The sequence below is a fragment of the Dactylosporangium sp. CA-139066 genome (assembly GCF_050936175.1).
GTDB lineage: Bacteria > Actinomycetota > Actinomycetes > Mycobacteriales > Micromonosporaceae > Dactylosporangium.
The window spans coordinates 5,112,803-5,134,668 of the sequence record NZ_JBNJNH010000001.1; the positions used below are offsets into that span (position 1 = coordinate 5,112,803).

Genomic DNA, 21,866 nt, shown 5'->3' on the forward strand with positions numbered 1-21,866 from the left:
TCATGACCCTGCCCGTGCCCAACCTCGACGACCGCTCGTTCGTCGACCTCGTCCGCGACGCCCGCGACCGCATCGCCGGCACCTGTCCCGAGTGGACGGACCTGTCGGTGCACGACCCGGGCATCACGCTCGTGGAGACGTTCGCGCACCTGACCGAGGTGCTGCTGTACCGGCTGAACCGCCTGCCGGAGAAGGCGTTCGTGGAGTTCCTCAACCTGCTCGGGGTGACCCGCCGGCCGCCGGCCGCGGCGTGGGCGGAGCTGACGTTCACCCGGGCCGGTGAGGAGAAGCCGCGCGTCGCCATCCCGGCCGGCACCCGGGTCGCCGCGGCCGGCACCGCCGACCCGCGCCCGGTCGTGTTCGTCACCACCGAGTCGGTCGTGCTCGAGGCCGACGCCGCCGAGGTGCGGGTGCGGGCCCACCACTGCGAGGTCGTCGCCGCCGAACTGCTCGGCCTCGGCACCGGCCGCCCGGGCCAGGTGCTGCGGACCGCGCACGCGCCGATCGTCACCACCACCGAGCCGTTCGACGTGATGCTCGGCGTCGAGACGCCGGCCGAGGAGGCGGGCGAGGGCGCGCCGGCCCGCGACCACGACGGGCGCTCGTTCGAGATCTGGCAGCCGGTCGCCGGGTTCGCCGGGGTGGCGCCGGGAGCGCGGGTGTACCTGCTGGACCGCAGCACCGGCACCGTCACGTTCGCGCCCGCCGTCGACGCGGGTGGGGCGCCGGTGGCCGCCGTGCCGCGCTCGGGCCGCGAGGTGCGGATGTGGTACCGCACGGGCGGCGGACCGGCGGGCAACGTCGCCGCCGGGAGCCTCACCGCCCTGCGCGAGCCGATCCCGGGCGTCGCGGTCACCAACCGCGAGCCGGCGTCCGGCGGCCGCGAGCTGGAGTCGACCGACGCCGCCCTCGTGCGCGGCCCCTACGAGTTCTTCGCGCTGCGCCGCGCCGTCACCGCCCGCGACTTCGAGCTGCTGGCCACGGCCGCCTCGGCCGCCGTGGCCCGCGCGAAGGCGTTCACCCGCAGCACCATGTGGGCCTTCGCCCGGCCCGGCGAGGTCGAGGTGGTCCTGGTGCCGCACATCGGCCCCGAGTCCCGACCCGACTGGCGGCTGCCGCTGGCGCAGATGCTGGGCGTGCAGACCGAGGACGTGCGGGACGATGCGCAGCGCGACCTCGACGCCCGCCGGGCGCTGGGCACCCGGGTCCTGGCCGGCTGGGCCCGCTACAAGGCGGTCTCGGTGCGGGCCCGGGTCGTCGTCGGCCCGCACGAGGACGTCGACGCCGTGCGCCGGCGCATCAACGACCGCCTGCACGCCACGATCAGCCCGCTGCCGACGCCGCTGAACCCGACCGGCTGGGCGTTCGGGGAGCCGCTGCGGGGCTCCAACGTGTACCGGATGCTCGAGTCCGCCGAGCCCGGCGTGCGCTACGTCGACGACGTGCGGTTCGTCGTCGAGGAGGCCCCGGACGGAGCGGTGCGCACCGTGGTCGCCGACCGGTTCCAGCGCAACACGTGGTACGCCGGCTGCGGCGAGCTGCTGTTCCGCTCCAGCAACGACGGCGACGGCTGGGAGACGGTCGGGCGCTTCCCCGACGAGGAGGTCCATCGCGTCGTGACCGCCCCCGACGCGCAGCGGCCCGGCGTGGTCGCCCGCCCCGGGCACCTGGCGGTCGCGACCCGGCGCGACGACGGCTCGGCGATCCACCTGTCGACCGACCTGGGCGAGACGTGGACGCTCGTGGCCATCCTCGAGCCCGCCGTCGCCGACCTCGACTGGATCGACCGCGAGGGCGTCGCTAACCTGCTGTGCGCCACCGACAGCGGCCTCTACGAGGTGCCCGCGGTCGCCGGCGGGGTGCCGATCCAGGTCCTGGTCGACGCCCAGGACCCCGACCGCGGCTTCGCGGGCGTGCGCTCGTTCGTGTCGGAACGGGGCGTGCACGGCGTCGCGGTCACCGCGCAGGCGCAGCAGGGCGTGTACCTCTCCGTCGCCGGCGGCACGGCCGGCACCTTCACCCACGTCGGGCTGCGCGGCGTCGACGCCCGGGCCATCGAGGTACAGCTGGACGGCTCCGCCACCGTGCTCTGGGTCGGCGCCGGCGAGGCCGACCCGCGCAAGCCCGGCCAGGGCTGCCACCGCGCGCGGCTGTTCGAGGCCGACGTGCGCTGGGAGGCGATGAGCGGCGGCTGGACCGGCGGCACCTGCTGGGATCTCGACTTCGACGGCCGCACGGTCGTCGCGGCCACCCAGAGCGCCGGCATCCTGCGCCTGGACACCTCGGTGGCGAACCCGCAGTGGCAGGCCTCGTCGGTCAACTGCGGCCTGCCGCTGCGCGACCGCACCCGGTTCCAGCCGGTCTCGGCGCTCGCCGCCGGCGGCGTCGGCGGCCCCGACCACCAGACCCTGGCCGGCACCAGCCGCGGCGTGTTCCGCAGCGACAACGGCGACACGTGGGCGTTCGTGGCGGACCGCGAGACCCGCCAGCCCGTCACGATCCCGGAGACCTGGCTGCTCTGCTCGGCGGAGCACGACATCGAGGTGGTGCGCGAAAATGCGGCGGGCTGACATCGAGCGCCTGCTGCCGGCCGTGTACCAGCACGCGGCCGGCCCGGGCGGGGTGCTCTTCGCGCTGCTGGACGTCATGGAGGGGCTGCACGCCCCGGTCGAGGCCCGCCTCGGCGCGGTCGAGGACCTGTTCGCGCCCTACCGCGCGCCGGACGCGTTCCTGCCGTACCTGCTGGGCTGGCTCGCCGTCGACCACGTCGGGCGGTCGCTGCCGCCCGGGCGGCAGCGCGACCTGGCCGCCCGGGCCGGCGACCTGGCCCGCGTGCGCGGCACCGCGGCCGGGCTGTGCGCCCTGCTGGAGACCCTGACCGGCGTCGCCGGCTTCGTCGTCGACGAGCCCGCCGACCGCCCGTTCCACATCGTCGTGCGCATCCCGGAGGCGGCGCGCGACCAGTCGTACCTCATCCGGCTCGCGGTGGAGGCGGAGAAACCCGCCGCCGTCACCGCCGAGCTCGCAGATTCCTAGGAGCCGTCACATGCCCACCAACTGGGTGGTCACCACCGCCGCCGAGCGCATTGCGCTCAACGACGCGAAGCAGGGGGAGACCACATTCACCGTCACCAACCCCGGCACCCGGGCCGACCGGGTCGTGTTCGAGCCGGTGCCCGGCGAGGGCGCCGACCCCGGCTGGTTCACCGTCGACGAGCCGCAGCGCCGCGTCGCCCCGGCCGCGTCCGTGTCCTTCCTGGTGAAGGCGCACGTGCCCGACACGGCGCGGCCGGGCACCTACGAGCTGCAGGGCCGCGTCTACTCGGCCGACTCGGCGCCCGAGGAGTCCTCGGTGCTGAGCAACCGGGTCGTGTTCGAGATCGCCGCCCCGCCCGCGCCGCAGCAGCGCAAGATCCCGTGGTGGATCATCGCCATCGCCGCCGCGCTGGTCCTGATCACCGCCGTCACCCTGACGCTCGTGTTCACCCTCGGCGGCGGCAGCACCTCCGAGGAGGCCAAGCCGCAGCCGTCGCCGTCGGCGTCCGGCCCGGTGACCGTGCCCGACCTGGCCCGGCTCAACGAGACCCAGGCGGTCTTCGCCCTCAAGCAGGCCGGCCTCACCCCGGGCACCATCCGCCACCGCAACGACCCGGCCCACGCCGAGTCGGTGCTGGAGCAGACGGTCGCGCCCAACACGACGGTCGAGAAGGGTACCCAGGTCGGCCTCGTCATCGCCGTGAAGCTCAGCCCGCCGACGCAGAAGACGGCGCAGAACGCGCAGATCAAGATGCAGACGGGCAAGCTCGAGTGGGAGCAGACGGAGCCGTACGTCACCGCGTGGACGATCCAGGTCTCGCCCATCGTGTGCACCCTCGTGGCGACCGCCACCGTCGGATCGAGCGTCTGCCTGCCGGCGTCGATCGTGGCGGCGCGCACCGACGCCAAGTCGTACACGCCGTCGCTGCGCCCCGCCGCGTTCGCCGCGGGCATCGCGGCGCTGAACTTCAACGGCCAGTTCCAGTGGAACGTCGCCGCCGTCGACGACTTCGGCAACGTCGGCCCCTACAGCGCCGTCCTCACCGCGCAGATGGTGGCCTGACATGAAGAGCATTTTCACCCGGCAGCGCATCGCCATCGGCGTGTTCGTCCTGCTCGCCGTGCTGTTTGTCCTCGCCACGACCCACCGGGCCGGCGGCAACGGCGGCGACCTGTCCCACCCCGGCGGGTTCGTCGGCTGGCTCGGGCGCCAGTTCGGCGGTACCCCGGACGCCGACCGCGCCGACCTCAGCGCACCCTGCCTGCAGCAGGACAAGCTGACCGTCAAGGACGGCACCTGCACCCTGACCGTGGCCAAGTCCGGCGCCGGCCAGCGCAACGTGCGCCTGCGCAGCGACAGCGACGTCGCGGTGCAGGCCCCGGCGCCCGGCAAGGACACGCTCGTGCGCAGCGACGTCGAAGCCGGCGCCACCGTCAGCGTCGCGGTCGCCGGCGACGGCGCCGACATCGACGTCATCTGCGCCGGCGCCCGCACCTGCACCCTCACGCTGGTCACGGGCGGGTGAGCGCGATGACGACCCCGACGGCGCTGGACCGCCTCCGCACCCCGTTCTTCATCATCGCCCTCGTCGCCATGGCGCTCGTCGTCTGCGTCGAGCTCGGCGAGCACCTCATGGTCGGCGGCTTCGACGCCGGCGGCGCGCTCACCGACTCCGCCGGCGCGGCCGGGCTGCAGGTGCCCGCCGGCGGCCAGGTCGAACGGCCGTCGGGCCTGGGCATCCCGTACCTCGCCCTGGTCGACGCCGCCGCCCTGTTCACCGTCGCGCTCATGGCCGCCGGGCTCGTCGTGCCGCAGCGGCTGCACGGGCGCCTGCAGGGCCTCGTGACCCTCATCTTCGCGATCCTGCTGATCCTGGCCTCGCTGGGGCTGCTGGTGCTCGCCATCGCCAAGCTGATCCTCATGGTGACGCTGCTGCTGGCGTTCCCGTTCGGCACGATCGCCTATCTGATCGGGTTCGGGTTCTTCCCCCGCGGTACCGCGGCCGTGATCCTGTCCTTGATCATGTTCCTGAAGTTCGTCTTCGCCGGCTCCCTCTTCGCGGCCCAGCAGCGCTTCCTGCAGAACAAGGGGCTCGTGCTGCTGACCCTGACCTCGCTGGTGTGCACGATCGTGGTGTCGTTCCTGCACGGCATCGTGCCCGGCATCCTGGTCAGCATCACCGACGCGATCGCCGGCATCGTGTGCGCGATCGTCGCGATCATCTGGGCGATCGTGCTGCTCGTCGGCGCGATCGTGGGGATCGTGACGGCGGCGCGGGCCACGGCGGACACGGCCCGCTCGACGGCACTGGCCGCGGCGACGCCGGGCTGACCGCGTTTTTCAGGTCAGCCGGCGCCGAAACAGACGAAGGCCGCGGTACTGCACCAGTGCGCCGGATCCGCGGCCAGCTGCGCGGCGGCCAGGGCGGCCGCCGCGCCCCCGCCGGCGGCGAGGCGCTTGTGGAAGTCGGTCATGAGCGCGCGGGTCGCCTCGTCGTCGACGGGACCGGTGCTCGCCACCACCGTGCGCGTGCCCAGCTGCAGCAGCGCACTGGTCAGCCCCAGCAGTTCCTGCCCCGGGTGTACCGCGGAGACGCCGGTGTCGCAGCCGGACAGCACCAGCGTGCCGGGCGCGGCCCGCAGCGCGGACAGGTCGTAGATGGTGAGCGGCCCGTCGGCCAGGCGCAGCGCCGAGAACAGCGCGTTGTCGCTGCGGAAGTCGCCGTGGCAGGCGATGTGGCCGATCCGGGCGCCGTCGAGCGCGGCGAGCACGTCGGCGACCCGGGCGTCGGCGCCGCGCAGCAGGCGGGAGCCGGGGGAGTACTGCGCGATCTGCTCGACCTCGGCCAGCGCGTGCGGCGGCTCGGGCGCACCGACGAACGCCGCCGGGCCCGACGGCTCGGCGGCCCGCCACGCCCGCCACCACATCGCCGCCGACGGCGCCACCCGCACCGCCCGGCCGCGGCAGGTCGCCAGCAGCGGCCACGGCAGCGCGTGCAGCTGCGTGGCCGGCGCCAGCACGAGCGCCCGGTCGCCGATCAGCGGCGCGAGCGGGGCGAGCAGGGCCCGGTCGAGGGCGTCGGCGGCGTGCCGGGCGGCGGCGGCGGCCGAGGCGGCGTGCCCGCGCCGGGTGACCAGGCGGCGCTGGGCGAAGCGCAGTGCGTCGAGCTCGGCGACGATCGGGGCGAGCGGGCCGAGCGGGTGGTCGCTCACCCGGCCGCCGGCGACGACCAGCGCGTGCAGGTCGCCGTCGACGGCGACGAGGTCGACCAGCGCCGTCTCGCCGAGGTCGGCGGCCAGCTCGGCGGCGAAGCGCCGCGGCGCCGGGTCGGTCCCGTGATCGGCCGAGCCGGGCGCGGACCCGGAGGCGCGCCAGGACCGCTCGCGGATGCGGGCCTCGAGCTCGTGCTGGCGCTGCATCAGGCGCCCGGCCTGGGCGGCGCTGGTCGGGGTCGCCGACAGGTCGGCGTGCAGCCGGCGCAGCAGCGTCAGGCCGCGGGCGATCACCGGGTCGCCGCTGGGCCGCGCCGGCGGCAGCCACTGCGCCGCCGCCCGGCAGCGCTGCGACGCCGCCAGCAGCCGTTCGGGGTCCTCGTGGGCGGCGGCCAGGCGCAGCCGGAACTCGGCCAGCTCGGCGATCGTGGCGCCGCTGCGCACCCGCAGCTCGGTCGCGCCGAGGCTGGCCCGGTGCGCCTCGAACTCGCGCAGCCCGGCGTCGGCGGCCCGGATCGCGTCGGCGACGGAGCCGCCGGCGAGCCCCGCCTGGGCGCGCAGGTGCCACAGCCGGGCCCGCAGCGCTGCGGGACCCCGCCGGGCGGCACCGGCCGCACCCGCGAGGCTCTGGCGTACCGCCGCCGGCTCATGCAGCGCGACGGCCAGCTGCGCCGCCTCCAGCCACGCCTCCCACCCCGGGATGAGCCAGCCCGCGCGGGTCAGCGCCGCCGCCGTCTCCTGCAGCCGGCGCAGCGTGCCGCGGTGGGCGCGCCCGGCGGCGATCGTCGCCGACAGTTCCAGGGCGAGGGCGCGCATCGCCAGCAGCGTGCGGCCCTGCTTGGCGAACGCCCGGCGGGCGTTGCGGGCCACCGCGAGCGCCTCCGTCGCCCGCCCGCGCGACAGCGTGATGCGGGCCAGCAGCAGCCCGGCCTCGCCGCGCACCGCCCACAGCCGGCCCCGGCGGCACGCGTCCAGGGCGTCCTGCGCGGCCTGGTACGCCTCGGGCAGCAGCCGGACCGACTGCAGCAGCTCGGCGAGGTCGAGCAGGCCGACGGCGTCCGAGCCGGTGCGGGTGAGCGCCGGGCGGGCCCGGGCGTAGCGGGCGAGGGCCTCGGGCACGTCGCCGGCCTGCGCGGCCACGAAGCCGAGGTTGTGCTGCACCTGGGCCGCGGACGCGGCCAGATCCAGCTCCGCGTACAGGGCCGCGGCCCGCTCCAGGTCCGCCTGGGCCGAGCGGTGGTTGCCGTGGTACCCGTGCAGGATCCCGCGGTTGTTCAGCGCTCGCGCCTGCCACAGCCGGTCGCCGCTGCGCCGGAAGACGCGCAGGGCGGCGTTGTAGCCCTGCATCGCCTCCTCGTCGCGGCCCATGCGGCGCAGGATGAGGGCCCGCTGCATGACGGCGCGGGCCCGGCGCAGGCCCCGCAGCCCGTGCAGCGCCGCGTCGATCTCGCGGACGGCGGCGGCGGGGCGGCCGAGATCCTCCAGTACCAAAGCCAGGCTCATTCTTGCCTCGGCCGCAAGGGTCATCCGTTCGTGTCGGCGTGCGATGTTTAGTGCCGTTCGGAGGTGTTTTGCGGCGGTATGTGCGTCATACGATGCCCGGGCGGCAAGGCCGAGCGCGCGGTGCGCCATCGATATGGCGTCCGCGTCCCGGGCCCGTCGCGCCGCGGCCAGCGCGGCGCTCGCCAGCGTGCGGGCCCGCCGGGGATCACCGGCCACGGCCTCGACCGCCCGCGTCGCCAGCGCGATCGGTACCCCCGCACCTTCCGTCACAGGGCAGATCCTGCCATCGACGGCAACTGTCGCCCAGCCGACGTATCGGTCGGGTGAATCGGCCGTCATCCAAACAACGCATCCGTTCGAAGGAGGAGCCGTGAACGCGACCGATCGGTTGGACCGGTGGCGGCGCCGCCGCGCCGAGCACCTCGCCGCGCTGCCCTGGCTGGCCACCGAGTCCGTGGGCGCGCGCCCGGTCCGCTACGTCGCCGGCGAGCTGCTGGCCGTCGACGAGCACTACGACGACGCCCGCTCCGCCGTGTCCGCCCTCGGCGTCGCCGCCCGGGACCTCACCGAGGACGCCCCGCTGCCCGGCGTGCGCCGCATCCGGGCCAGGGGTCTGGACCCGCTCGCCGCCACCCGCCGGGTCCGCGGCCGCTCCGGCGCCGGCGCCCTCGTCGGCCCCAACCACGTGCTGCTCGGCTCCCCGCACGAGCAGGGCGGCCCGTTCGGCCGCCCGGTCGCCGCGCAGGCCGGCGCGCTCGAGCCCGCGGAGGCCGACGCCGCCGTGCGGGTCGTCGTCATGGACACCGGCGTGTGGGCCGACAGCCCGCTGCCGGCGTCGCGGTACCAGGTCCTGGACGCCGACTACGAGACCGTGGTCGACGCCGACGGCGACGACGTGCTGGACTCCGACGTCGGGCACGCCAACTTCATCGCCGGCGTCATCCTGCAGGCCTCGAGCCGCGCCCAGGTGCGTATCGTCAAGGTGCTCGACTCCTTCGGCGTCGGCACCGAGCTCGAGCTGGCCCGCCGCATCGCCGCCCTCGACGACGCCGACGTGCTCAACCTCTCGCTCGGCGCGTACACCGTCGATGACCAGCCGCCGGCCCTGCTGCGCTGGGCCCTGGCGGGGTTCCTGGCCGGGCACGACCGGCTCGTCGTCGCCGCCGCCGGCAACGACGGCATCTCCGGCGCGCCGTTCTGGCCGGCCGGGTTCGCCGGCAGCGCCGTGCCGTGGAGCCAGCAGGTCATCGCGGTCGCGGCCCACGACGGCAAGGCGATCTGCGACTGGAGCAACAGCGGCCCGTGGGTGACCGTGGCCGCGCCCGGCGCCGACATCGTGAGCACCTACATCAACCACAGCGACTTCAGCTCCGGCTGGGCGGCGTGGAGCGGCACGTCGTTCGCCACGCCGCACGTGGTCGCCGCGATCGCCGAGGCGTCCACGCAGTCGGGCGGGGTGTTCGCGGCCGCGAAGCAGGTCACCTCCGCCGCCCCGGCCACGTTCGCCGGGTACGCTGCAATATTGTGACGGCATTCGATCCCACCATTGCGCTGATCGAGGCGGCCGACGGGGACCAAAGGGCGTGGAATGCCATCGTCTCGCGGTATTCCGGCCTGATCTGGGCCACGGTGCGGGGGTTCCGCCTGACGGATGCCGACGCCGCCGACGTGTTCCAGGCGACCTGGTTCCGGCTGGTGGAGAAGCTCAACCAGATCCGCAACGGCGACGGCCTGGGCTCCTGGCTCGCCACGACCGCCCGCAACGAGGCGATCGACCTGCTGCGCCGCCGCGGCCGGGAGTCGCCCGCCGACTTCGACGACCAACTGGCCGGCGCTCGCTCGACCGCCGGCCTGCCGGAGGAGACCGTGCTGCGCGACGAGGAGGACCGGCTGCTGTGGCAGGCGGTCCACCGGCTGCCGGACCGGTGCTCGCGGCTGCTCCGCGCGATGGGCGCCGACCCGGTGCCCTCCTACGCGGAGCTCTCCGCGGCGCTGGGCATGCCGGTCGGCAGCATCGGACCCACCCGGGCCCGCTGCCTGGAGACGCTGCGCGGCCTGCTCACCACATCGGGAGGAGATCGATCGTGACCGACGACCGCCACGACGAGCTCGGCTCCGCGGTGTCGCGGATGTACGCGACGGCGGACCCGCCGCCGGCGCATCTGCTCGCCGCCGCCTCGGCCCTGCTGTCGTGGCGCGACCCCGACCTTGAGCTGGCGGCGCTGCTCGTGGACAGCGCGGTGGCGGGCGAGGCGGCCGGCATCCGCTCGGCGTCGGACTCGCCGCGGATGCTGAGCTTCGCGGTCGGCGACGTGCAGCTCGACGTCGAGCTGGTCGTCGACGACGGCACCGTACGCCTCGTGGGCCAGGTCAGCTCGCCGGAGGTGGCGCCCATCGCCGTGCGCCACCGCGACGGCACGTGGACCGGCACGACCGACGAGCTGGGCCGCTTCGCGGTCTCCGGCCTGCCGGCCGCCCCGCTGCGCATCACCTGGGGCACACCGCCGGTCAGCAGCCCGACGATCATGCTGTAGCGGGTGTGGCGTACGACCCCGGTCGTACGCCACAGAGCATCCCCCGGTCCGACGACGGCCCCGCGGTTTCCCGGCAGCATTCCCGTCATGTCCACGCCGTACCGCTTCGTCGTCCCCGTCCCGCGGCGCTCCGCCACCGGCACCGTCGCCGCCGTCTATGCACGCTCCTCCCGCGAGCTCGGCGCGTTGTTCGCCCCGCACCTCACGGCGGTGCCGCCGCTGCACGCCGCCCTGTGGGCCGTGCTGCGCGAGTCGCTGCTCGTCGGCGCCGCCCCGCGGGCCCGCAAGGAGGCGGTCGCCGCCGCCGTCGCCGTGGTGAACCGCTGCCCCTTCTGCATCGACGCCCACGGCGCGATGCTGCACGCCACCGGCGAGCACCGCCTGGCCGCCGCCGTCCTGGCCGGCGAGACCCCGGACGATCCCGAGGACGCCGCCGTGGTCGCCTGGGCCCGCTCGACCCGCGGCCCCGACCCGCTGCCCTGGCCGTTCCCGCCGGCGCTCGCCCCCGAGTACGTCGGCGTGGCCCTGGCCAACCACTTCATCAACCGCATGGTCGACGCGCTGCGCCCCGGCTCGCCGCTGCCCGGCGGAGCCCTGCGCGACCCGTCCCGCCGCGCGGCCGGCCTGGCCCTGTCCCGCACGGTCCGCCGCACCCTCGTGCCCGGCGAGAGCCTGGCACTGCTCGACCTCGACGCCGGCCCCGAGCCGCGGTGGGCGGCCGGCACCCCGGTCGGCGCGGCGTGGTCGGCGTTCGAGCGGGCCGCCCTCTCCGGCGGCGACCTGCTGGGCCCGGCCGCCCGGGCCGCCCTGACCGCCGCCGTCGACGCCTGGGACGGCGCCCACCCAGATCTCGGCACGGCCTGGCTGGACGCCGCGCTCATCGCGGTGCCGCCGGACCAGCTCCCGGCGGCGCGCCTGGCGCTGCTGGCCGCCCTGGCCCCGTACCGCCTCACGGATGCCGCGGTCGCGGCCTGGCGCCACACGGGCGACGCCGACCTGGTGCGGCTGCTGGCGTTCGGCGCCTTCACCGCGGTCGACCGCCTGGCCCGCACACGGGCCGCCGGCTGAGCCGTCCACGTTGTACAGTCCGGCGGATGCGGTGCAACATATGTGACTCGGACCGCTTCAGCCCCCTGGCCCAGGTTTCGTACCACGGCCACGTCTCGCCGAGGCTGGAGTTCCGCAAGCCGGGCCGGTTCCAGAACCGCCCGACGTTCGCCGCGGCGTTCGCGCGCGCCTGCCTGGACTGCGGCGCCATCGTGTACTTCGTGTCCCAGCCCGAGCTGCTGCGGCTCGCCGAGGTCCCGGACGAGCTGGGCGTGACGAACTACAGCCGCCGCTACTTCGACGAGGAGACCGACGCCTGGATCGAGGAGGAGTAGTCGGCGCTGAACGTCACCCGTCCCGGCTCCTGTTCCTGCTGCGCGCGCATGTCCCAGGTCCCGTCCGCCAGCAGGACCGCGAGGTTCAGCACGGCCGACGCTTGGCGTGGCACGCCCCACTGGACGTGGGCCGCGGTGTAGCTCACCAGCCTGACCTCGGCGGTCCCCGTCGCCGCGGCCCCGGCCGGCCGGTCCGCCCGGATCGCGGCCCGGGCCCAGTGCCCTTCCCCGAACCGGTCCGCGATCCGGTCGGCCATGGCGGGCGGGCTCGCGGCGATCCAGGCCTCCGCCAGCTCCCGGAACGCCCGCTCGCGGGCCCCACCGGCGGCGGCCAGCACACCGGCGCCGGCCCCGGCGAACGCCGCACACAGCTCGCGCAGCGGCACCCGGCCGACGTTCGTCGAGTACCGCACCGACCTGAGCTCGAGCATCGCCTCGTGGAGCACGTGCGCCGCGTCCAGCGCCGCACCGCGCGCCAGGCGCCACTCGACGCCCCGCGGCCCCCGCGGCCCGGTCCGGCCGCGCGGCGTGACGGCGTCGGCGGCCCGCCCCGCCGTTGACCGGTACCAGTCCATGTCCTCGAACCCGACGGTCGCCTTGGCGGCCCTCAACCGCCCGCGGCGGCCGACCCGGACCTCGAACCCTTCTGCGCCCACCGTGATCCCGGCCCCCGGCTCGTCGTCGCTGTCGAACTCGGCGGCCCGCACGTCGTCAAGGTACAGCTGCACGACCGCGTCCTCGAGGCTGCCGGCCGCGTCGAACCGGCGCGGCGCGTGCAGGGCGACGTGGGCGCAGAGGCTGGTGCCGGCCCGCTCCAGCCGGACGGTCCGGACCGTGGCAGCGGCCAGGTCGTAGTCCTCCTCGACCGCGTGTTTGTCGAGCGGCGCCACGCCGGGCCACACCTGGCCGCGGTAGTCCCGATAGTGGGCCGGCCGGTCGGCGGGCAAGGGCAGCAGGGCCTCGAGGTCGGGGCCGGCCTGCTCGATCATCCATGCGCGGCGGGTCGGGCCGAGGTCCGCCATCCACATGAGCGCCCGGCGGGCCCGCCACTCGGCGACCCGGCGGGGCCTGGTGAGCGCAACGGCAAAGAACGGGAAGGTGTTGTTGTCCCAGACGTCGGCGACATTGACGATCCGCTCGCGGTCAAATCGCCGCCCGTCGGCCGCGATCTCCCCGATCTCCGCGACGGACCGATCAAGCAGCCGACCGAACATCGAAACCGCCGAAACCCCCGGCATGCCGCGATCTTAGGACGGTGCCCTCGCGTCGAGTGCTCTGACGACTACTTCACCATGGTTCGGACCGAAGACCTCCGTCGCGACCTGAATGAACGTTTCGTGGGCGATGGTGGCGCGAAGGCCGGCCAGGCCGGCGAGGTTGATGGCGACCTGCGGCGCACCGAGTTCGAGGTGGATCTTGAGAGCCATCATGTGACATCGGGCGGCCTCGGCGGGACGGTCCGTTTCGGCGTACAGCCGACCGAGATTCGTGTGGCCGAGGGCAAGGTTGGGCCGGTCGCCGACCTGCGCCAGCAGGGCGATTGCCTGATGGTAGCGGCGCTCGGCCTCGGCGAAGTCGTGGCGATCGTGGGCCAGGAGGCCGAGCTGCTGATAGTTGACGGCAATCCTGAGCTGATCGCCGAGTTGCCGGGCGATGGCCAGGGATTGGTGGCAGCGGCGAAGTCACCACGTTTCTCGGTGAGCGTGCCGAGCTGGCCGTGCGCCGCGGCGAGGCTGATCTGATCGCCGCGTTGCCGGCACAACGCGATGACGTCGTGGTAGTAGCGCTCGGCCTCGGCGTAGTCGCCCCGCTTGTGGGCCAGCGCGCCGAGCTGATACATGTAGCCGGCAAGACTGGCGGAGGTTTCGGGCAGCCAGCGAAGGGTGTCGTGGATGAGTGCGGTCGCCTGGTCCCAGGCGCTGGCTGCCTCCAGCCGGACTTCGATGACCTCGGTTACGGCGGCGGCCATGTCGAGATCGGCCGCGGCGAGCAGGTGGTAGCGGGCCTCGAACAGGTCGTGCACGTCACGGTCGTTCGCCTGTTCCCTGACGCGCTGCTGCCAGTACGTGGCCGCGGTGCGATGCGCCTCCAGGAGCGCGTCCGGTGGCCAGTGGCCGTGCAGCTCCGTCGCGGTCCAGCGGTGCATCACCACGAGGCCGTGGTCCTGGTCGTGGTGGATCAGGCTGCTGGCCGTCAGGGCCGCCAGCAGTTCGGGTGATGGCTCGGTGCCGCCGAAGGCCTGCTCGATGGTGGGCACGGGCTCGCGGTAGACGCTGATCAACGTCAGCAGGTCGATGGCGCCGGGGATGGTGGACAGGCGGCGGAGGTGGTCGCTGAGCAGGACGTCGTCGGCGGCCAGGTGACGGTGTCGGCCAGCGCGGCGTCCAGGGTGCGGTGCTGGGCCAGCCAGGTCTCGGCGGCGTCGGGGCCGAGGCGGGTGGTGACGGCGCGGCTCAGCCGGTCGGTGATGTCGTCGAAGCGGCCCTGGCCCTGGTCGAGCAGCGCGTCCAGGTACTCCAGCGACCGGGGATGGCCGCCGACGACCCGCCAGACGCGGTCGGCGGTCGCGTTGGTGGTGGCGTGGCGATCGACGTTGGGCAGCGACCACAGCAGCTTCCCGGTCTCCGCGGCCGACAACGGCCCGACCGGGACCGCGAGCAGGCCGGGCAGGGGGACCAAGTGGCGCGAAGTGATGAGCAGGCGGCTGCGGGCGGGGGCCGCCGCCCAGGCGGTGAGGAGCTCGGCCAGGGCGGGGTCGGCGATCGTGGGCGTGCCGGGGGTGAGGTTGTCCTCGAAGTTGTCCAGGACGAGCAGGATCGGGACCTCGTCCAGGACGTCGTCGTGCAGCAGGGAGAGCCGGTCGGGCCACGGGACGTCGGCGCGCGTCGCGATCCGGACCGCCGTCGCGGCGGGCCCCGTGGCGATGTCGCGGCGCAGGAGCTCGCGGCGGGCCACCGTGGCGACCTCGGACAGCAGCGTGTCGGTCGTGACCGGGCCGTAGAGCGACGCCACCCGCCAGTCCGGGTCGGCCTCCACGGTGCGGCGCAGGACCTCGGCGGCCAGCGTGGTCTTGCCGACGCCGCCGATGCCGTGCAGCACCAGGCCGGCGTGCGCGGTGGCGGCGAGGACGTCCGGCAGGCAGCGCTGCAGCGCGCGGCGGCCGACGAACTGGCCGACCGGGCGGGCGCCGACCCGGCCCCACTCGGCGGTTCGCGGCGCGGGGACGGGGACCCGGGGCTCCGCGTGGTCGATGACCGGGATCGCGGGGGCGTTGGCCAGCAGCGTCACCACGCCCCACTCGTCCATGCCGGCCAGAACCTGCGTGGCCGGGTCGGCGGCGGACACCAGGTCGCGCTGGACCGAGCGGCGGGCGTCGCTCACCGCGCGGACCACGTCCGGGTCGCGGCTGGCGGCGAGCTCGGCGTAGACGCGGGCGAACAACAGGGTTGCGTAGCGGTCGGTGACGCTGGTCTGGGTGCCGATCACGGCGCACACGCCGCGGGCGGCGTGCTGCGCCGGTACACGACCACGTGCGGGTGCAGCGCCAGGAGCTGCGCGGACACCGGGTCGGGCAGCGCCTCCCAGGGCAGGGCGGCCAGGCCGGGGGCGTCCACGCCGATCCGCAGCGTCAGGAAGTCGCGCACCGCCCGCTCGAGCAGGGCGCGCAGGGCCGCGGCGACCGGCGCCGGCAGGAACGACTCGGCCAGCAGCTCGCCCGCCCGGCGCAGGGACACCAGGCCGGGCGTGGGTTCCACGTCGCGGGTCACCGCGGCGTCGGTACGCCGGGTGCGCTCGAGGCGGACGTCGTGCAGGGCGTTGCGCAGGCCCGGGCGGACGCCCGCGTGCGGGGCCGACACGTCGACGCCGGCGCCGGTCAGGCGGACCGTCGAGTCCGACACGACCAGGGCCACGTCCAGGGGAGCGCCTCGCATATGTGCATCTGACGGACCGCGCATGGTTACGGGGAGAGTGGGTAGCGTGACGCCGTGTTAGCCTAGGCATCGATGTTGACGGATATCGCGGAGGAGTGTTCATGACCGTGACGGCACACGAGCGGCCGCAGCTGCCGTTCGACCGGCCTAACGTGCTCGACATCGCGCCGCTGTACGACGTCCTGCGCAGACAGGCGCCGATCACCAAGGTGACCACGCCGGCGGGGGATCCGGCCTGGCTGGTGACCGCCTACGCCGAGGCCAAGCAGATCTTCGGGGACCGGCGGTTCGGGCGCTCGCATCCGGCGCCGCAGGAGGCCGCCCGGGTCTCGCACGCGGCCGTGCTCGACGGGCCCACCGGGGACTTCGAGCACGAGGAGCGCGAGCACACCCGGATGCGGCGGCTGCTGGCGCCCGCGTTCTCGGCGCCGCGGATGCGGCGGCTCGCCGGGCGGGTGGAGGAGCTCACCGGGCGCTGCCTCGACGACATGCAGGCCGCGCGGGACGCGCGGCCCGGGGAGCCGGTGAACCTGCACGAGCTGCTGGCGTTCCCGCTGCCGGTGCTCGTCATCTGCGAGCTGCTCGGGGTGCCCTACGAGGACCGCGCCTACTTCCGCGATCTGTCGCGGCGCATCGGGCTCATCGACGGCGGCGAAGATGCGCGGAAGGCGATGACGGACTTCCGGGTGTACACCGGAAAGCTCGCCGACGCCAAGCGGCGCGAACCGGGACCGGACGTCATCTCCGATCTCGTGGCGGCGCAGGGCGACGACCCGACGTTCAGCGACGACGAGGTGGCCCGGCTGGCCGCGGGGCTCATCTTCGCCGGGCACGAGACCACCTCGACCCGCATCGACCTCGGCGTCCTGCTGCTGCTCGCCGATCTCGGCCGGCGCGACCGGTTCGCCGCGGACCCCGACGGCGAGGTCGGGCCGACCGTGGAGGAGATCCTGCGCATCACCGCGCCCGGTGGGCTGGGCCTGCTGCGGTACGCCCACGACGACGTCGAGGTCGGCGGCCTCACGATCGCCCGCGGCGACGCGGTCATCATCTCCAGCAACGCGGCCAACCGGGACGAGACGGTGTTCGCCGAGCCCGAGGCGTTCGACCCCGGTCGGCGGCCCAACGCGCACCTCGCCTTCGGGCACGGCGTGCACGTCTGCCTGGGCGCCAACCTGGCCCGCACCGAGCTGCGCACCGTGTTCCCGGCGCTGCTGCGGCGCTTCCCCGGGCTGCGGCTGGCGGTCGCCGTCGACGACATCGAGGTCCGGTCCAACCGGCTCACCGGCGGCGTGGATGAGGTGCCGGTGACGTGGTGACCCCCAGGATCAGCGCCGACACCGGCGTCTGCGTGTCGTCCGGCATGTGCGCCATGATGGTGCCGGAGGTCTTCGACCAGCGCGAGGAGGACGGCCGCGTCGTCGTCCGGCGCGAGCAGCCGCCGCCGGAGCTCGCGGACCGGGTCCACGACGCCGTGCACAGTTGCCCGTCCGGGGCGCTACGCCTCGACGAGGACTGACGCGCAGCGCCGCCGCAGGGCGGCGATCGTCGCGGGGTCGCGCGGGCCGGCGTCCTTCTCGGCGCGGTCCGCGAAGTACCGGCCGGTGCGGCCCCGCAGCGACGGGTCGGCCGCGGCCCATAGCGGGGTGTCGGCGCCCTTGGCCGGCGAGCGGCCGAACAGCCGCGCCGACAGGTTGCCGAGCTGGTGGCGCCCTGCATCGCCACCGGGCCGCGCGAGCACTACGCCTTCCACGTCGTGTCGCGGGGCACCGCGCTGTTCGCGGCCGACGCCGCCGACCCGGTGGAGCTCGCCGCCGGCGACGTCGTCGTGCTCGCCCCCGGCTTCGCGCACACGCTGCGCAGCGACCCGGGCGCGGCCACCCGCGACGTGCGGGAGCTGCTCGCCGAGGGGGCGCTGTGCCACCCGGCCGGCACCCGGCCCGGCGCCACGCAGCTCGTCTGCGGCTCGTTCCGCTTCGACGACCCGCACGACGCGTTCCGGGCGGTGCTGCCGGCCGTCCCGCACGTGCGGGCCGCGGGCAACTCGGCCGCCCCGTGGCTGGCGTGGCGCATGCAGAAGGCGGCCGTGCTGCTGCGCACCGAGCGGCGCAGCAGCGAGGCGATCGCCCGGCACGTCGGCTACGACTCGCCGGTCGCGTTCGCCAAGACGTTCAAGCGGGTGACCGGGCGGCCGCCCGGGGAGTACCGCCGCCACGCCCGGACCGGCTGAGCGCCGAGGGGGCGGTGCGGGCCGGGTGAGGCTCATGGGGTACAAGATCGGTATGGTTTTGGGGCCGAACGCCGGCGGGCACGGCGAGACACTCGTGCAGCGCGTGATCGAGTCGGTGCGGGCGGACCCCGGGCGGCTCGTGCTCGGCTACAACCGGTGGGCCGGCCCCTGGGTGGACGGCGAACCGGCCCCGCTGAACGGCCTCGAGGCGTTCCCGAGCGGCCGTCCGGTGCCCCCGAGCGTGCGGCGCTGGCTCGCCTACGACCGCTCGATGCTGCGCCGCCACGGCTGGCTCGACGACGCCGGCCGCCTGACCCCGCGCACCCTGCCCGAGATCGCCCGCGAGGCGTTCGGCGAGATCGGCGGCTGCTACGACACGCCCGCGCTGGCCGACCGGTTCGCCGAGTGCTTCCTGCTGCCGGGCGGCAGCGACTCCCGCCGCGTGCTGGCCACCGGCACCGCGGACGCCGAGGGCGAGTACCCGGTGTTCGCCCTCGACGTGGACGACCTGCCGTGCATCGAGCTCATGTACCCCGGCTTCGACGTCTACCTGGCCGACACCGCCGAGGTCCTCGGCGTCGAGCGGGGCCCCGGCTACTCGTCCCTGGCCGCCGACCGCACCTACGGCCCCCGCATGCGCGAGCACGCCCGCAACTTCTTCGGCGGCGAGTACTCGGAGGACATCGCGAACTGGTGAGCCGCCGGTGCAACCCTGGCGGCCGGCCATCGTCATTTGCATGAAGTTCCTCCGTCGTGCGCCGAATCGGTCGGTGTGTTCAACAAGCGGCTCCGGAGGGCGAGCCTCGGGTTGACGGTGCTCGCCGCAGGTCTGGTGCCGCTGGTCCTGTGCGCCGCGCTGGTGCTGTACCAATCGCACAACGCCGTGGCGGAACGCGACCGGCAGAGCGCCCGCGAACGCGCCGAGGTCGCCGCCGATTTTCACACCGCTGACCGCAGGCTTAGTTGTCAGACCTGGTCCAGCCGTTGTACCGGAACCACCACCACATCGCCGCGGCGGCGGCGGCCATGGTTCCCAGGCCGAGCGCGAGGAAGGTCCACGCCCCGCTGAGGAGATGGCTGCCTTCCCAGTCGAAGTTCATCCCGAAGAATCCGGTCAGAAAGCTCAACGGCAGGAAGATCGAGGCGATCACCGTCAGCTGCTTGGAGATCTCTCCCTGCCGGTTGGCGACCATGGACAGATAGAGGTCGGTGCAGCTTGCGACCATCTCGTGGTAGGAGTCCAGCTCGTCCGTGATGCGGATCAGGTGGTCGTAGACGTCGCGGAAGTAGTCGTGGCTGTCAGCCTCCAGCCCGGCCAGGTCGGCGATCGCCTCGGCCTCGCGGGCGAAGACGTCCCGCATCGGCACGACGGCCTTGCGCAGCTGCATCAGTACCCGCTTGAGCCGGAAGATCTCCTCCAGCTGACGCCGGCCGGCCCCGGCGACGATCGTGTCCTCCAGGTCGTTGATCTCCTCGTCGAGGTCGGCGAGGATCGGGAAGTAGCTGTCCACGATGGCGTCGACGACCTTGTACACGTAGTACTGCTCGCTCTTGGCCGCCGTCACGCGCTTGACCACCGTCTTCAGCTTCTCCAGCGGCGCGTACGGCTGGCGGTGCAGGGTGACGATGTAGTCCCCGCTGATGTAGCAGTGGATCTCCTCGAGCGGATGCGGGTTCTCGTTCTCCGGCTGGGACTCGACCCCGCCCTGCAGCACCAGCAGCGCCGTGTCCGCGTACGTGTCGAGCTTCGGACGCTGCCCGAACCGGATGCTGTCGTCCACCGCCAGCGGGTGCAGTTTCAGTACGGCGCCCAGTTGCTCGACCTGCTCTGCGGTCGGGCCGGCGACGTCCAGCCAGAAGAACTCCTGCCGGTCGCACAACTCTGTGATCAGTGCATCGTCGATCGAGTCGATGATCCGCATGGCTACGCTCCGCACCTCGGGGATTCAACGCCAGGTTACGGGGGCCGGTACAGCCGGCGACGGCCCCATGCGCAGGTCCCCGCGGCCGGGACCGATCGTGCTAATCCTCGTCGTGGATGTAGGCGCCGCCGCGGAAGAGGGAGACCACCGCGGCGGCGACCGACAATGCCGCGGCCAGGATGAAGACGATGACCAGGCCCTCGTGGAACGGGTCGGCGAGCAGGCGGGGCAGGTACGTGCGGGCCGTCAGGGTGGCCACCGTGGCGGACGGCAGCGACTCGAGCACCCCGGCCGAGGCCAGCAGCGCGCCGATCGGGTTGTAGCCGAGGAACGCGGCGAACATGAGGCCGACCGGGGGTACCGCGGTGATCTGCGCGATCGCGTTGTCCGGCACGCCCTGCTCGGCCAGGCCGGTGTGCAGCGCGGCCGGCAGCGAGTTCGACAGGCCCGCGATGAGCAGCGAGAAGAACAGCCCGATGGACAGCACCATGCCGGCGTTCTGGAACGTGGCCCGGATGCCCGAGGTGACGCCGCGCTGGGCGGCCGGCACCGCGTTCATCACCGCGGTGGTGTTCGGGGCCGAGAACAGGCCCGAGCCGATGCCGTTGAACAGCAGCAGGAGCGCGAACTCGGGGTAGGCGAAGTCGACCGGGATGAGCAGCAGGCCGATGAACGAGGCCGCCATGAGCAGCAGGCCGCCGGTGGCCAGCAGCTTGGCGCCGTAGCGGTCGGAGAGGTGGCCCGACACCGGGCCGGCGGCGACGAAGCCGGCGGTCAGCGGCAGCAGGTAGATGCCGGCCCACAGCGGCGTCTCGGCGAAATCGTAGCCGTGCAGCGGCAGCCAGATGCCCTGCAGCCAGATGATGAGCATGAACTGCAGGCCGCCGCGGGCGATCGCGTTGAGCAGGGCGGCCGCGTTGCCGGCCCAGAACGCCTGGATACGGAACAGGCCCAGGTCGAACATGGGCTGCGCCACGCGGGCCTCGATCAGGCAGAACACGACCAGCAGGGCTCCGCCGCCGACGAGGCCCGCGAGGACCATCGGGTTGGTCCAGCCCTCGGTGTGGCCGCCGTAGGGCTGGATGCCGTACGTCATCGACGCCAGCACCAGCGTCAGCCCGGCGGCCAGGGTCAGGTTGCCCAGCCAGTCGATGCGCACTCCGGCGCTCGGCGGGGCGATGGCGCGCAGGTTGCGGTACGCCCACACGGCCCCCGCGACGGAGACCACCACGCTGACCCAGAAGATGGCCCGCCACTGCCACGCGGACAGCACCCCGCCGAGCACCAGCCCGATGAACGTGCCGGCCAGCGCCGCGACCTGGTTGACGCCGAGCGCGGTCCCGCGCTGGGTCGGCGGGAAGGCGTCGGTGATGATCGCGGTCGAGTTGGCCATGAGCATCGCCCCGCCGACGCCCTGCGCCAGCCGCCAGCCGATCAGCCACAGCGCCGCCGCCCGCCCGCCGCCCGGGGTGAGTGCCAGGGCGACGGACGCCAGCGCGAACACGATGAACCCGGCGCGGAAGATGCGCACCCGCCCGTACATGTCCCCGAGCCGCCCGAGGCTGACCACGAGGACGGCGGTCACCAGGAGGTACCCCATGAGCAGCCACAGCAGGTAGCTCACGTTGCCCGGGGCGAGCGGGTCGAGGCGGATCCCGGTGAAGATGGCCGGCAGCGAGATGATCAGGATGGACGCGTTGACCGTGGCCAGGAGCATGCCGAGCGTGGTGTTCGACAGCACCGACCACCGGTTCGCAAACCCGGGCATGGCCTGCGGTTGCCCGGATCATTCGCCTTTAAAAGGTGTACGGCGTGTCGTAGGACGGCACGATCACCTGGGAGCGCGGGGAGGCCTTGCGCACCGCGGCGATGAGCGCGGCGAGCCGGTCGGCGTCGGCCGGGGCGGACGGCGGCGGGTTGCGCAGCGGGGTCTCGAAGTTGTCCCAGTGCACGGGCACCACGACCCGCGGCCGGCCGAGCGCCTCGAGCAGCCGCGGCACGTAGTCGGCGGTCGCCGTGCTGGACGCCAGCGCGACCATCGCCACGTCCGGCTGCAGGCCGGACAGGGTTGCGCTCGACGAAGTCGCTGCCACCCTTGAGGCCGGTCCGCCCCG

General features: G+C 74.3%; 23 protein-coding genes and 1 pseudogene. 14 read left to right on the top strand and 10 right to left on the bottom strand.

From position 1 onward, the window contains the following. The first annotated feature begins 2 nt into the window (after positions 1-2). From ACQEVU_RS23425 to ACQEVU_RS23445, 5 genes are read left to right on the top strand one after another with little or no spacing between them, the layout of a single operon-like run. Positions 3-2,570 carry a putative baseplate assembly protein gene (locus ACQEVU_RS23425; protein ID WP_433326929.1) on the top strand — a complete coding sequence of 856 codons (2,568 nt, stop codon included), beginning with the start codon at positions 3-5 and terminating at the stop codon, positions 2,568-2,570. Beyond that, positions 2,557-3,036 (top strand): phage tail protein, encoded by a 480-nt coding sequence (locus ACQEVU_RS23430; RefSeq protein ID WP_433326931.1) that lies wholly within the window; start codon positions 2,557-2,559, stop codon positions 3,034-3,036. The genes ACQEVU_RS23425 and ACQEVU_RS23430 overlap by 14 nt, the downstream gene beginning before the upstream one ends. A gap of 10 nt (positions 3,037-3,046) precedes the next feature. Beyond that, positions 3,047-4,099: a PASTA domain-containing protein gene (locus ACQEVU_RS23435; RefSeq protein ID WP_433326933.1), complete on the top strand. Its 1,053-nt coding sequence runs from the start codon at positions 3,047-3,049 to the stop codon at positions 4,097-4,099. Position 4,100: 1 nt separating this feature from the next. Beyond that, entirely contained in the window at positions 4,101-4,562 is a 462-nt protein-coding gene (locus ACQEVU_RS23440; RefSeq protein ID WP_433326935.1) for a hypothetical protein, read from the top strand. Between the two features lie 5 nt (positions 4,563-4,567). Next, the gene (locus tag ACQEVU_RS23445; protein WP_433326937.1) at positions 4,568-5,368 is read left to right on the top strand and encodes a hypothetical protein; all 801 of its coding nucleotides are present in this window, start codon (positions 4,568-4,570) and stop codon (positions 5,366-5,368) included. 14 nt (positions 5,369-5,382) lie between these two features. On the opposite strand, the gene ACQEVU_RS23450 is transcribed toward ACQEVU_RS23445, so the two are convergent. Further along, entirely contained in the window at positions 5,383-7,752 is a 2,370-nt protein-coding gene (locus tag ACQEVU_RS23450; RefSeq protein WP_433326939.1) for a CHAT domain-containing protein, read from the bottom strand. A 370-nt stretch (positions 7,753-8,122) separates the two neighbouring features. Here ACQEVU_RS23450 and ACQEVU_RS23455 point away from each other — a divergent pair, with 370 nt between their 5' ends. From ACQEVU_RS23455 to ACQEVU_RS23475, 5 genes are all read left to right on the top strand, one after another. Next, the gene (locus ACQEVU_RS23455; RefSeq protein ID WP_433326941.1) at positions 8,123-9,280 is read left to right on the top strand and encodes a S8 family serine peptidase; all 1,158 of its coding nucleotides are present in this window, start codon (positions 8,123-8,125) and stop codon (positions 9,278-9,280) included. Next, complete coding sequence (locus ACQEVU_RS23460) at positions 9,277-9,840, top strand: RNA polymerase sigma factor (RefSeq protein ID WP_433326943.1); 564 nt, start codon at positions 9,277-9,279, stop codon at positions 9,838-9,840. The genes ACQEVU_RS23455 and ACQEVU_RS23460 overlap by 4 nt, the downstream gene beginning before the upstream one ends. Then, positions 9,837-10,286: a hypothetical protein gene (locus tag ACQEVU_RS23465; RefSeq protein WP_433326945.1), complete on the top strand. Its 450-nt coding sequence runs from the start codon at positions 9,837-9,839 to the stop codon at positions 10,284-10,286. Before ACQEVU_RS23460 ends, ACQEVU_RS23465 begins: the two co-directional genes overlap by 4 nt. An 87-nt stretch (positions 10,287-10,373) precedes the next feature. Continuing rightward, positions 10,374-11,354 carry a carboxymuconolactone decarboxylase family protein gene (locus ACQEVU_RS23470; protein ID WP_433326947.1) on the top strand — a complete coding sequence of 327 codons (981 nt, stop codon included), beginning with the start codon at positions 10,374-10,376 and terminating at the stop codon, positions 11,352-11,354. Positions 11,355-11,380: 26 nt separating this feature from the next. Further along, positions 11,381-11,668 (top strand): hypothetical protein, encoded by a 288-nt coding sequence (locus ACQEVU_RS23475; protein WP_433326949.1) that lies wholly within the window; start codon positions 11,381-11,383, stop codon positions 11,666-11,668. Here ACQEVU_RS23475 and ACQEVU_RS23480 read toward each other — a convergent pair. From ACQEVU_RS23480 to ACQEVU_RS23500, 5 genes and pseudogenes are all read right to left on the bottom strand, one after another. Then, entirely contained in the window at positions 11,626-12,906 is a 1,281-nt protein-coding gene (locus tag ACQEVU_RS23480) for a hypothetical protein (RefSeq protein WP_433326951.1), read from the bottom strand. The genes ACQEVU_RS23475 and ACQEVU_RS23480 overlap by 43 nt on opposite strands. A gap of 9 nt (positions 12,907-12,915) precedes the next feature. Continuing rightward, on the bottom strand, positions 12,916-13,098 hold the full coding sequence (locus ACQEVU_RS23485; RefSeq protein ID WP_433326952.1) for a hypothetical protein: 183 nt from the start codon (positions 13,096-13,098) through the stop codon (positions 12,916-12,918). A 42-nt stretch (positions 13,099-13,140) separates the two neighbouring features. Beyond that, positions 13,141-13,329, bottom strand: a pseudogene (locus ACQEVU_RS23490) (hypothetical protein); the annotation flags it as partial. Positions 13,330-13,951: 622 nt separating this feature from the next. Beyond that, on the bottom strand, positions 13,952-15,154 hold the full coding sequence (locus tag ACQEVU_RS23495) for an ATP-binding protein (protein ID WP_433326954.1): 1,203 nt from the start codon (positions 15,152-15,154) through the stop codon (positions 13,952-13,954). Next, positions 15,151-15,600 carry a hypothetical protein gene (locus ACQEVU_RS23500; protein WP_433326956.1) on the bottom strand — a complete coding sequence of 150 codons (450 nt, stop codon included), beginning with the start codon at positions 15,598-15,600 and terminating at the stop codon, positions 15,151-15,153. Before ACQEVU_RS23500 ends, ACQEVU_RS23495 begins: the two co-directional genes overlap by 4 nt. A gap of 101 nt (positions 15,601-15,701) precedes the next feature. Between ACQEVU_RS23500 and ACQEVU_RS23505 the strand changes: the two genes are divergently transcribed. Both ACQEVU_RS23505 and ACQEVU_RS23510 read left to right on the top strand, forming a co-directional pair. Next, on the top strand, positions 15,702-16,919 hold the full coding sequence (locus ACQEVU_RS23505; protein ID WP_433326958.1) for a cytochrome P450: 1,218 nt from the start codon (positions 15,702-15,704) through the stop codon (positions 16,917-16,919). Next, complete coding sequence (locus ACQEVU_RS23510) at positions 16,913-17,119, top strand: ferredoxin (protein WP_433326960.1); 207 nt, start codon at positions 16,913-16,915, stop codon at positions 17,117-17,119. The genes ACQEVU_RS23505 and ACQEVU_RS23510 overlap by 7 nt, the downstream gene beginning before the upstream one ends. Here the strand turns inward: ACQEVU_RS23510 and ACQEVU_RS23515 are convergent. Continuing rightward, positions 17,099-17,341 (bottom strand): hypothetical protein, encoded by a 243-nt coding sequence (locus ACQEVU_RS23515; RefSeq protein WP_433326962.1) that lies wholly within the window; start codon positions 17,339-17,341, stop codon positions 17,099-17,101. The genes ACQEVU_RS23510 and ACQEVU_RS23515 overlap by 21 nt on opposite strands. Between ACQEVU_RS23515 and ACQEVU_RS23520 the strand changes: the two genes are divergently transcribed. Both ACQEVU_RS23520 and ACQEVU_RS23525 read left to right on the top strand, forming a co-directional pair. Beyond that, a complete protein-coding gene (locus ACQEVU_RS23520; protein ID WP_433326964.1) occupies positions 17,306-17,830 on the top strand; it encodes a cupin domain-containing protein in 525 nt (174 codons plus the stop codon). The genes ACQEVU_RS23515 and ACQEVU_RS23520 overlap by 36 nt on opposite strands. A gap of 52 nt (positions 17,831-17,882) precedes the next feature. Beyond that, complete coding sequence (locus ACQEVU_RS23525; protein WP_433326966.1) at positions 17,883-18,527, top strand: hypothetical protein; 645 nt, start codon at positions 17,883-17,885, stop codon at positions 18,525-18,527. A gap of 262 nt (positions 18,528-18,789) precedes the next feature. Here ACQEVU_RS23525 and corA read toward each other — a convergent pair whose 3' ends face one another. The 3 genes from corA to ACQEVU_RS23540 all read right to left on the bottom strand — a co-directional run bounded on the left by corA (position 18,790) and on the right by ACQEVU_RS23540 (position 21,845). Then, positions 18,790-19,752 (bottom strand): magnesium/cobalt transporter CorA, encoded by a 963-nt coding sequence (corA, locus tag ACQEVU_RS23530; protein ID WP_433326968.1) that lies wholly within the window; start codon positions 19,750-19,752, stop codon positions 18,790-18,792. A gap of 100 nt (positions 19,753-19,852) precedes the next feature. Then, a complete protein-coding gene (locus tag ACQEVU_RS23535; protein ID WP_433326970.1) occupies positions 19,853-21,520 on the bottom strand; it encodes an MFS transporter in 1,668 nt (555 codons plus the stop codon). A 28-nt stretch (positions 21,521-21,548) separates the two neighbouring features. Beyond that, positions 21,549-21,845: a hypothetical protein gene (locus ACQEVU_RS23540; protein ID WP_433326972.1), complete on the bottom strand. Its 297-nt coding sequence runs from the start codon at positions 21,843-21,845 to the stop codon at positions 21,549-21,551. Positions 21,846-21,866 lie beyond the last annotated feature (21 nt).

What these genes read in the sequence shown, in the direction of transcription:
- ACQEVU_RS23430 (WP_433326931.1), top strand. Translation starts at nt 2,557, where the DNA reads ATGCGGCGGGCTGACATCGAGCGCCTGCTGCCGGCCGTGTACCAGCAC.
- ACQEVU_RS23445 (WP_433326937.1), top strand. Translation starts at nt 4,568, where the DNA reads ATGACGACCCCGACGGCGCTGGACCGCCTCCGCACCCCGTTCTTCATC.
- ACQEVU_RS23535 (WP_433326970.1), bottom strand. Translation starts at nt 21,520, where the DNA reads ATGCCCGGGTTTGCGAACCGGTGGTCGGTGCTGTCGAACACCACGCTC.
- corA (WP_433326968.1), bottom strand. Translation starts at nt 19,752, where the DNA reads ATGCGGATCATCGACTCGATCGACGATGCACTGATCACAGAGTTGTGC.
- ACQEVU_RS23480 (WP_433326951.1), bottom strand. Translation starts at nt 12,906, where the DNA reads ATGCCGGGGGTTTCGGCGGTTTCGATGTTCGGTCGGCTGCTTGATCGG.
- ACQEVU_RS23505 (WP_433326958.1), top strand. Translation starts at nt 15,702, where the DNA reads ATGACCGTGACGGCACACGAGCGGCCGCAGCTGCCGTTCGACCGGCCT.
- ACQEVU_RS23450 (WP_433326939.1), bottom strand. Translation starts at nt 7,752, where the DNA reads ATGAGCCTGGCTTTGGTACTGGAGGATCTCGGCCGCCCCGCCGCCGCC.
- ACQEVU_RS23475 (WP_433326949.1), top strand. Translation starts at nt 11,381, where the DNA reads ATGCGGTGCAACATATGTGACTCGGACCGCTTCAGCCCCCTGGCCCAG.
- ACQEVU_RS23440 (WP_433326935.1), top strand. Translation starts at nt 4,101, where the DNA reads ATGAAGAGCATTTTCACCCGGCAGCGCATCGCCATCGGCGTGTTCGTC.
- ACQEVU_RS23485 (WP_433326952.1), bottom strand. Translation starts at nt 13,098, where the DNA reads ATGATGGCTCTCAAGATCCACCTCGAACTCGGTGCGCCGCAGGTCGCC.
- ACQEVU_RS23425 (WP_433326929.1), top strand. Translation starts at nt 3, where the DNA reads ATGACCCTGCCCGTGCCCAACCTCGACGACCGCTCGTTCGTCGACCTC.
- ACQEVU_RS23435 (WP_433326933.1), top strand. Translation starts at nt 3,047, where the DNA reads ATGCCCACCAACTGGGTGGTCACCACCGCCGCCGAGCGCATTGCGCTC.
- ACQEVU_RS23500 (WP_433326956.1), bottom strand. Translation starts at nt 15,600, where the DNA reads ATGCGAGGCGCTCCCCTGGACGTGGCCCTGGTCGTGTCGGACTCGACG.
- ACQEVU_RS23525 (WP_433326966.1), top strand. Translation starts at nt 17,883, where the DNA reads ATGGTTTTGGGGCCGAACGCCGGCGGGCACGGCGAGACACTCGTGCAG.
- ACQEVU_RS23470 (WP_433326947.1), top strand. Translation starts at nt 10,374, where the DNA reads ATGTCCACGCCGTACCGCTTCGTCGTCCCCGTCCCGCGGCGCTCCGCC.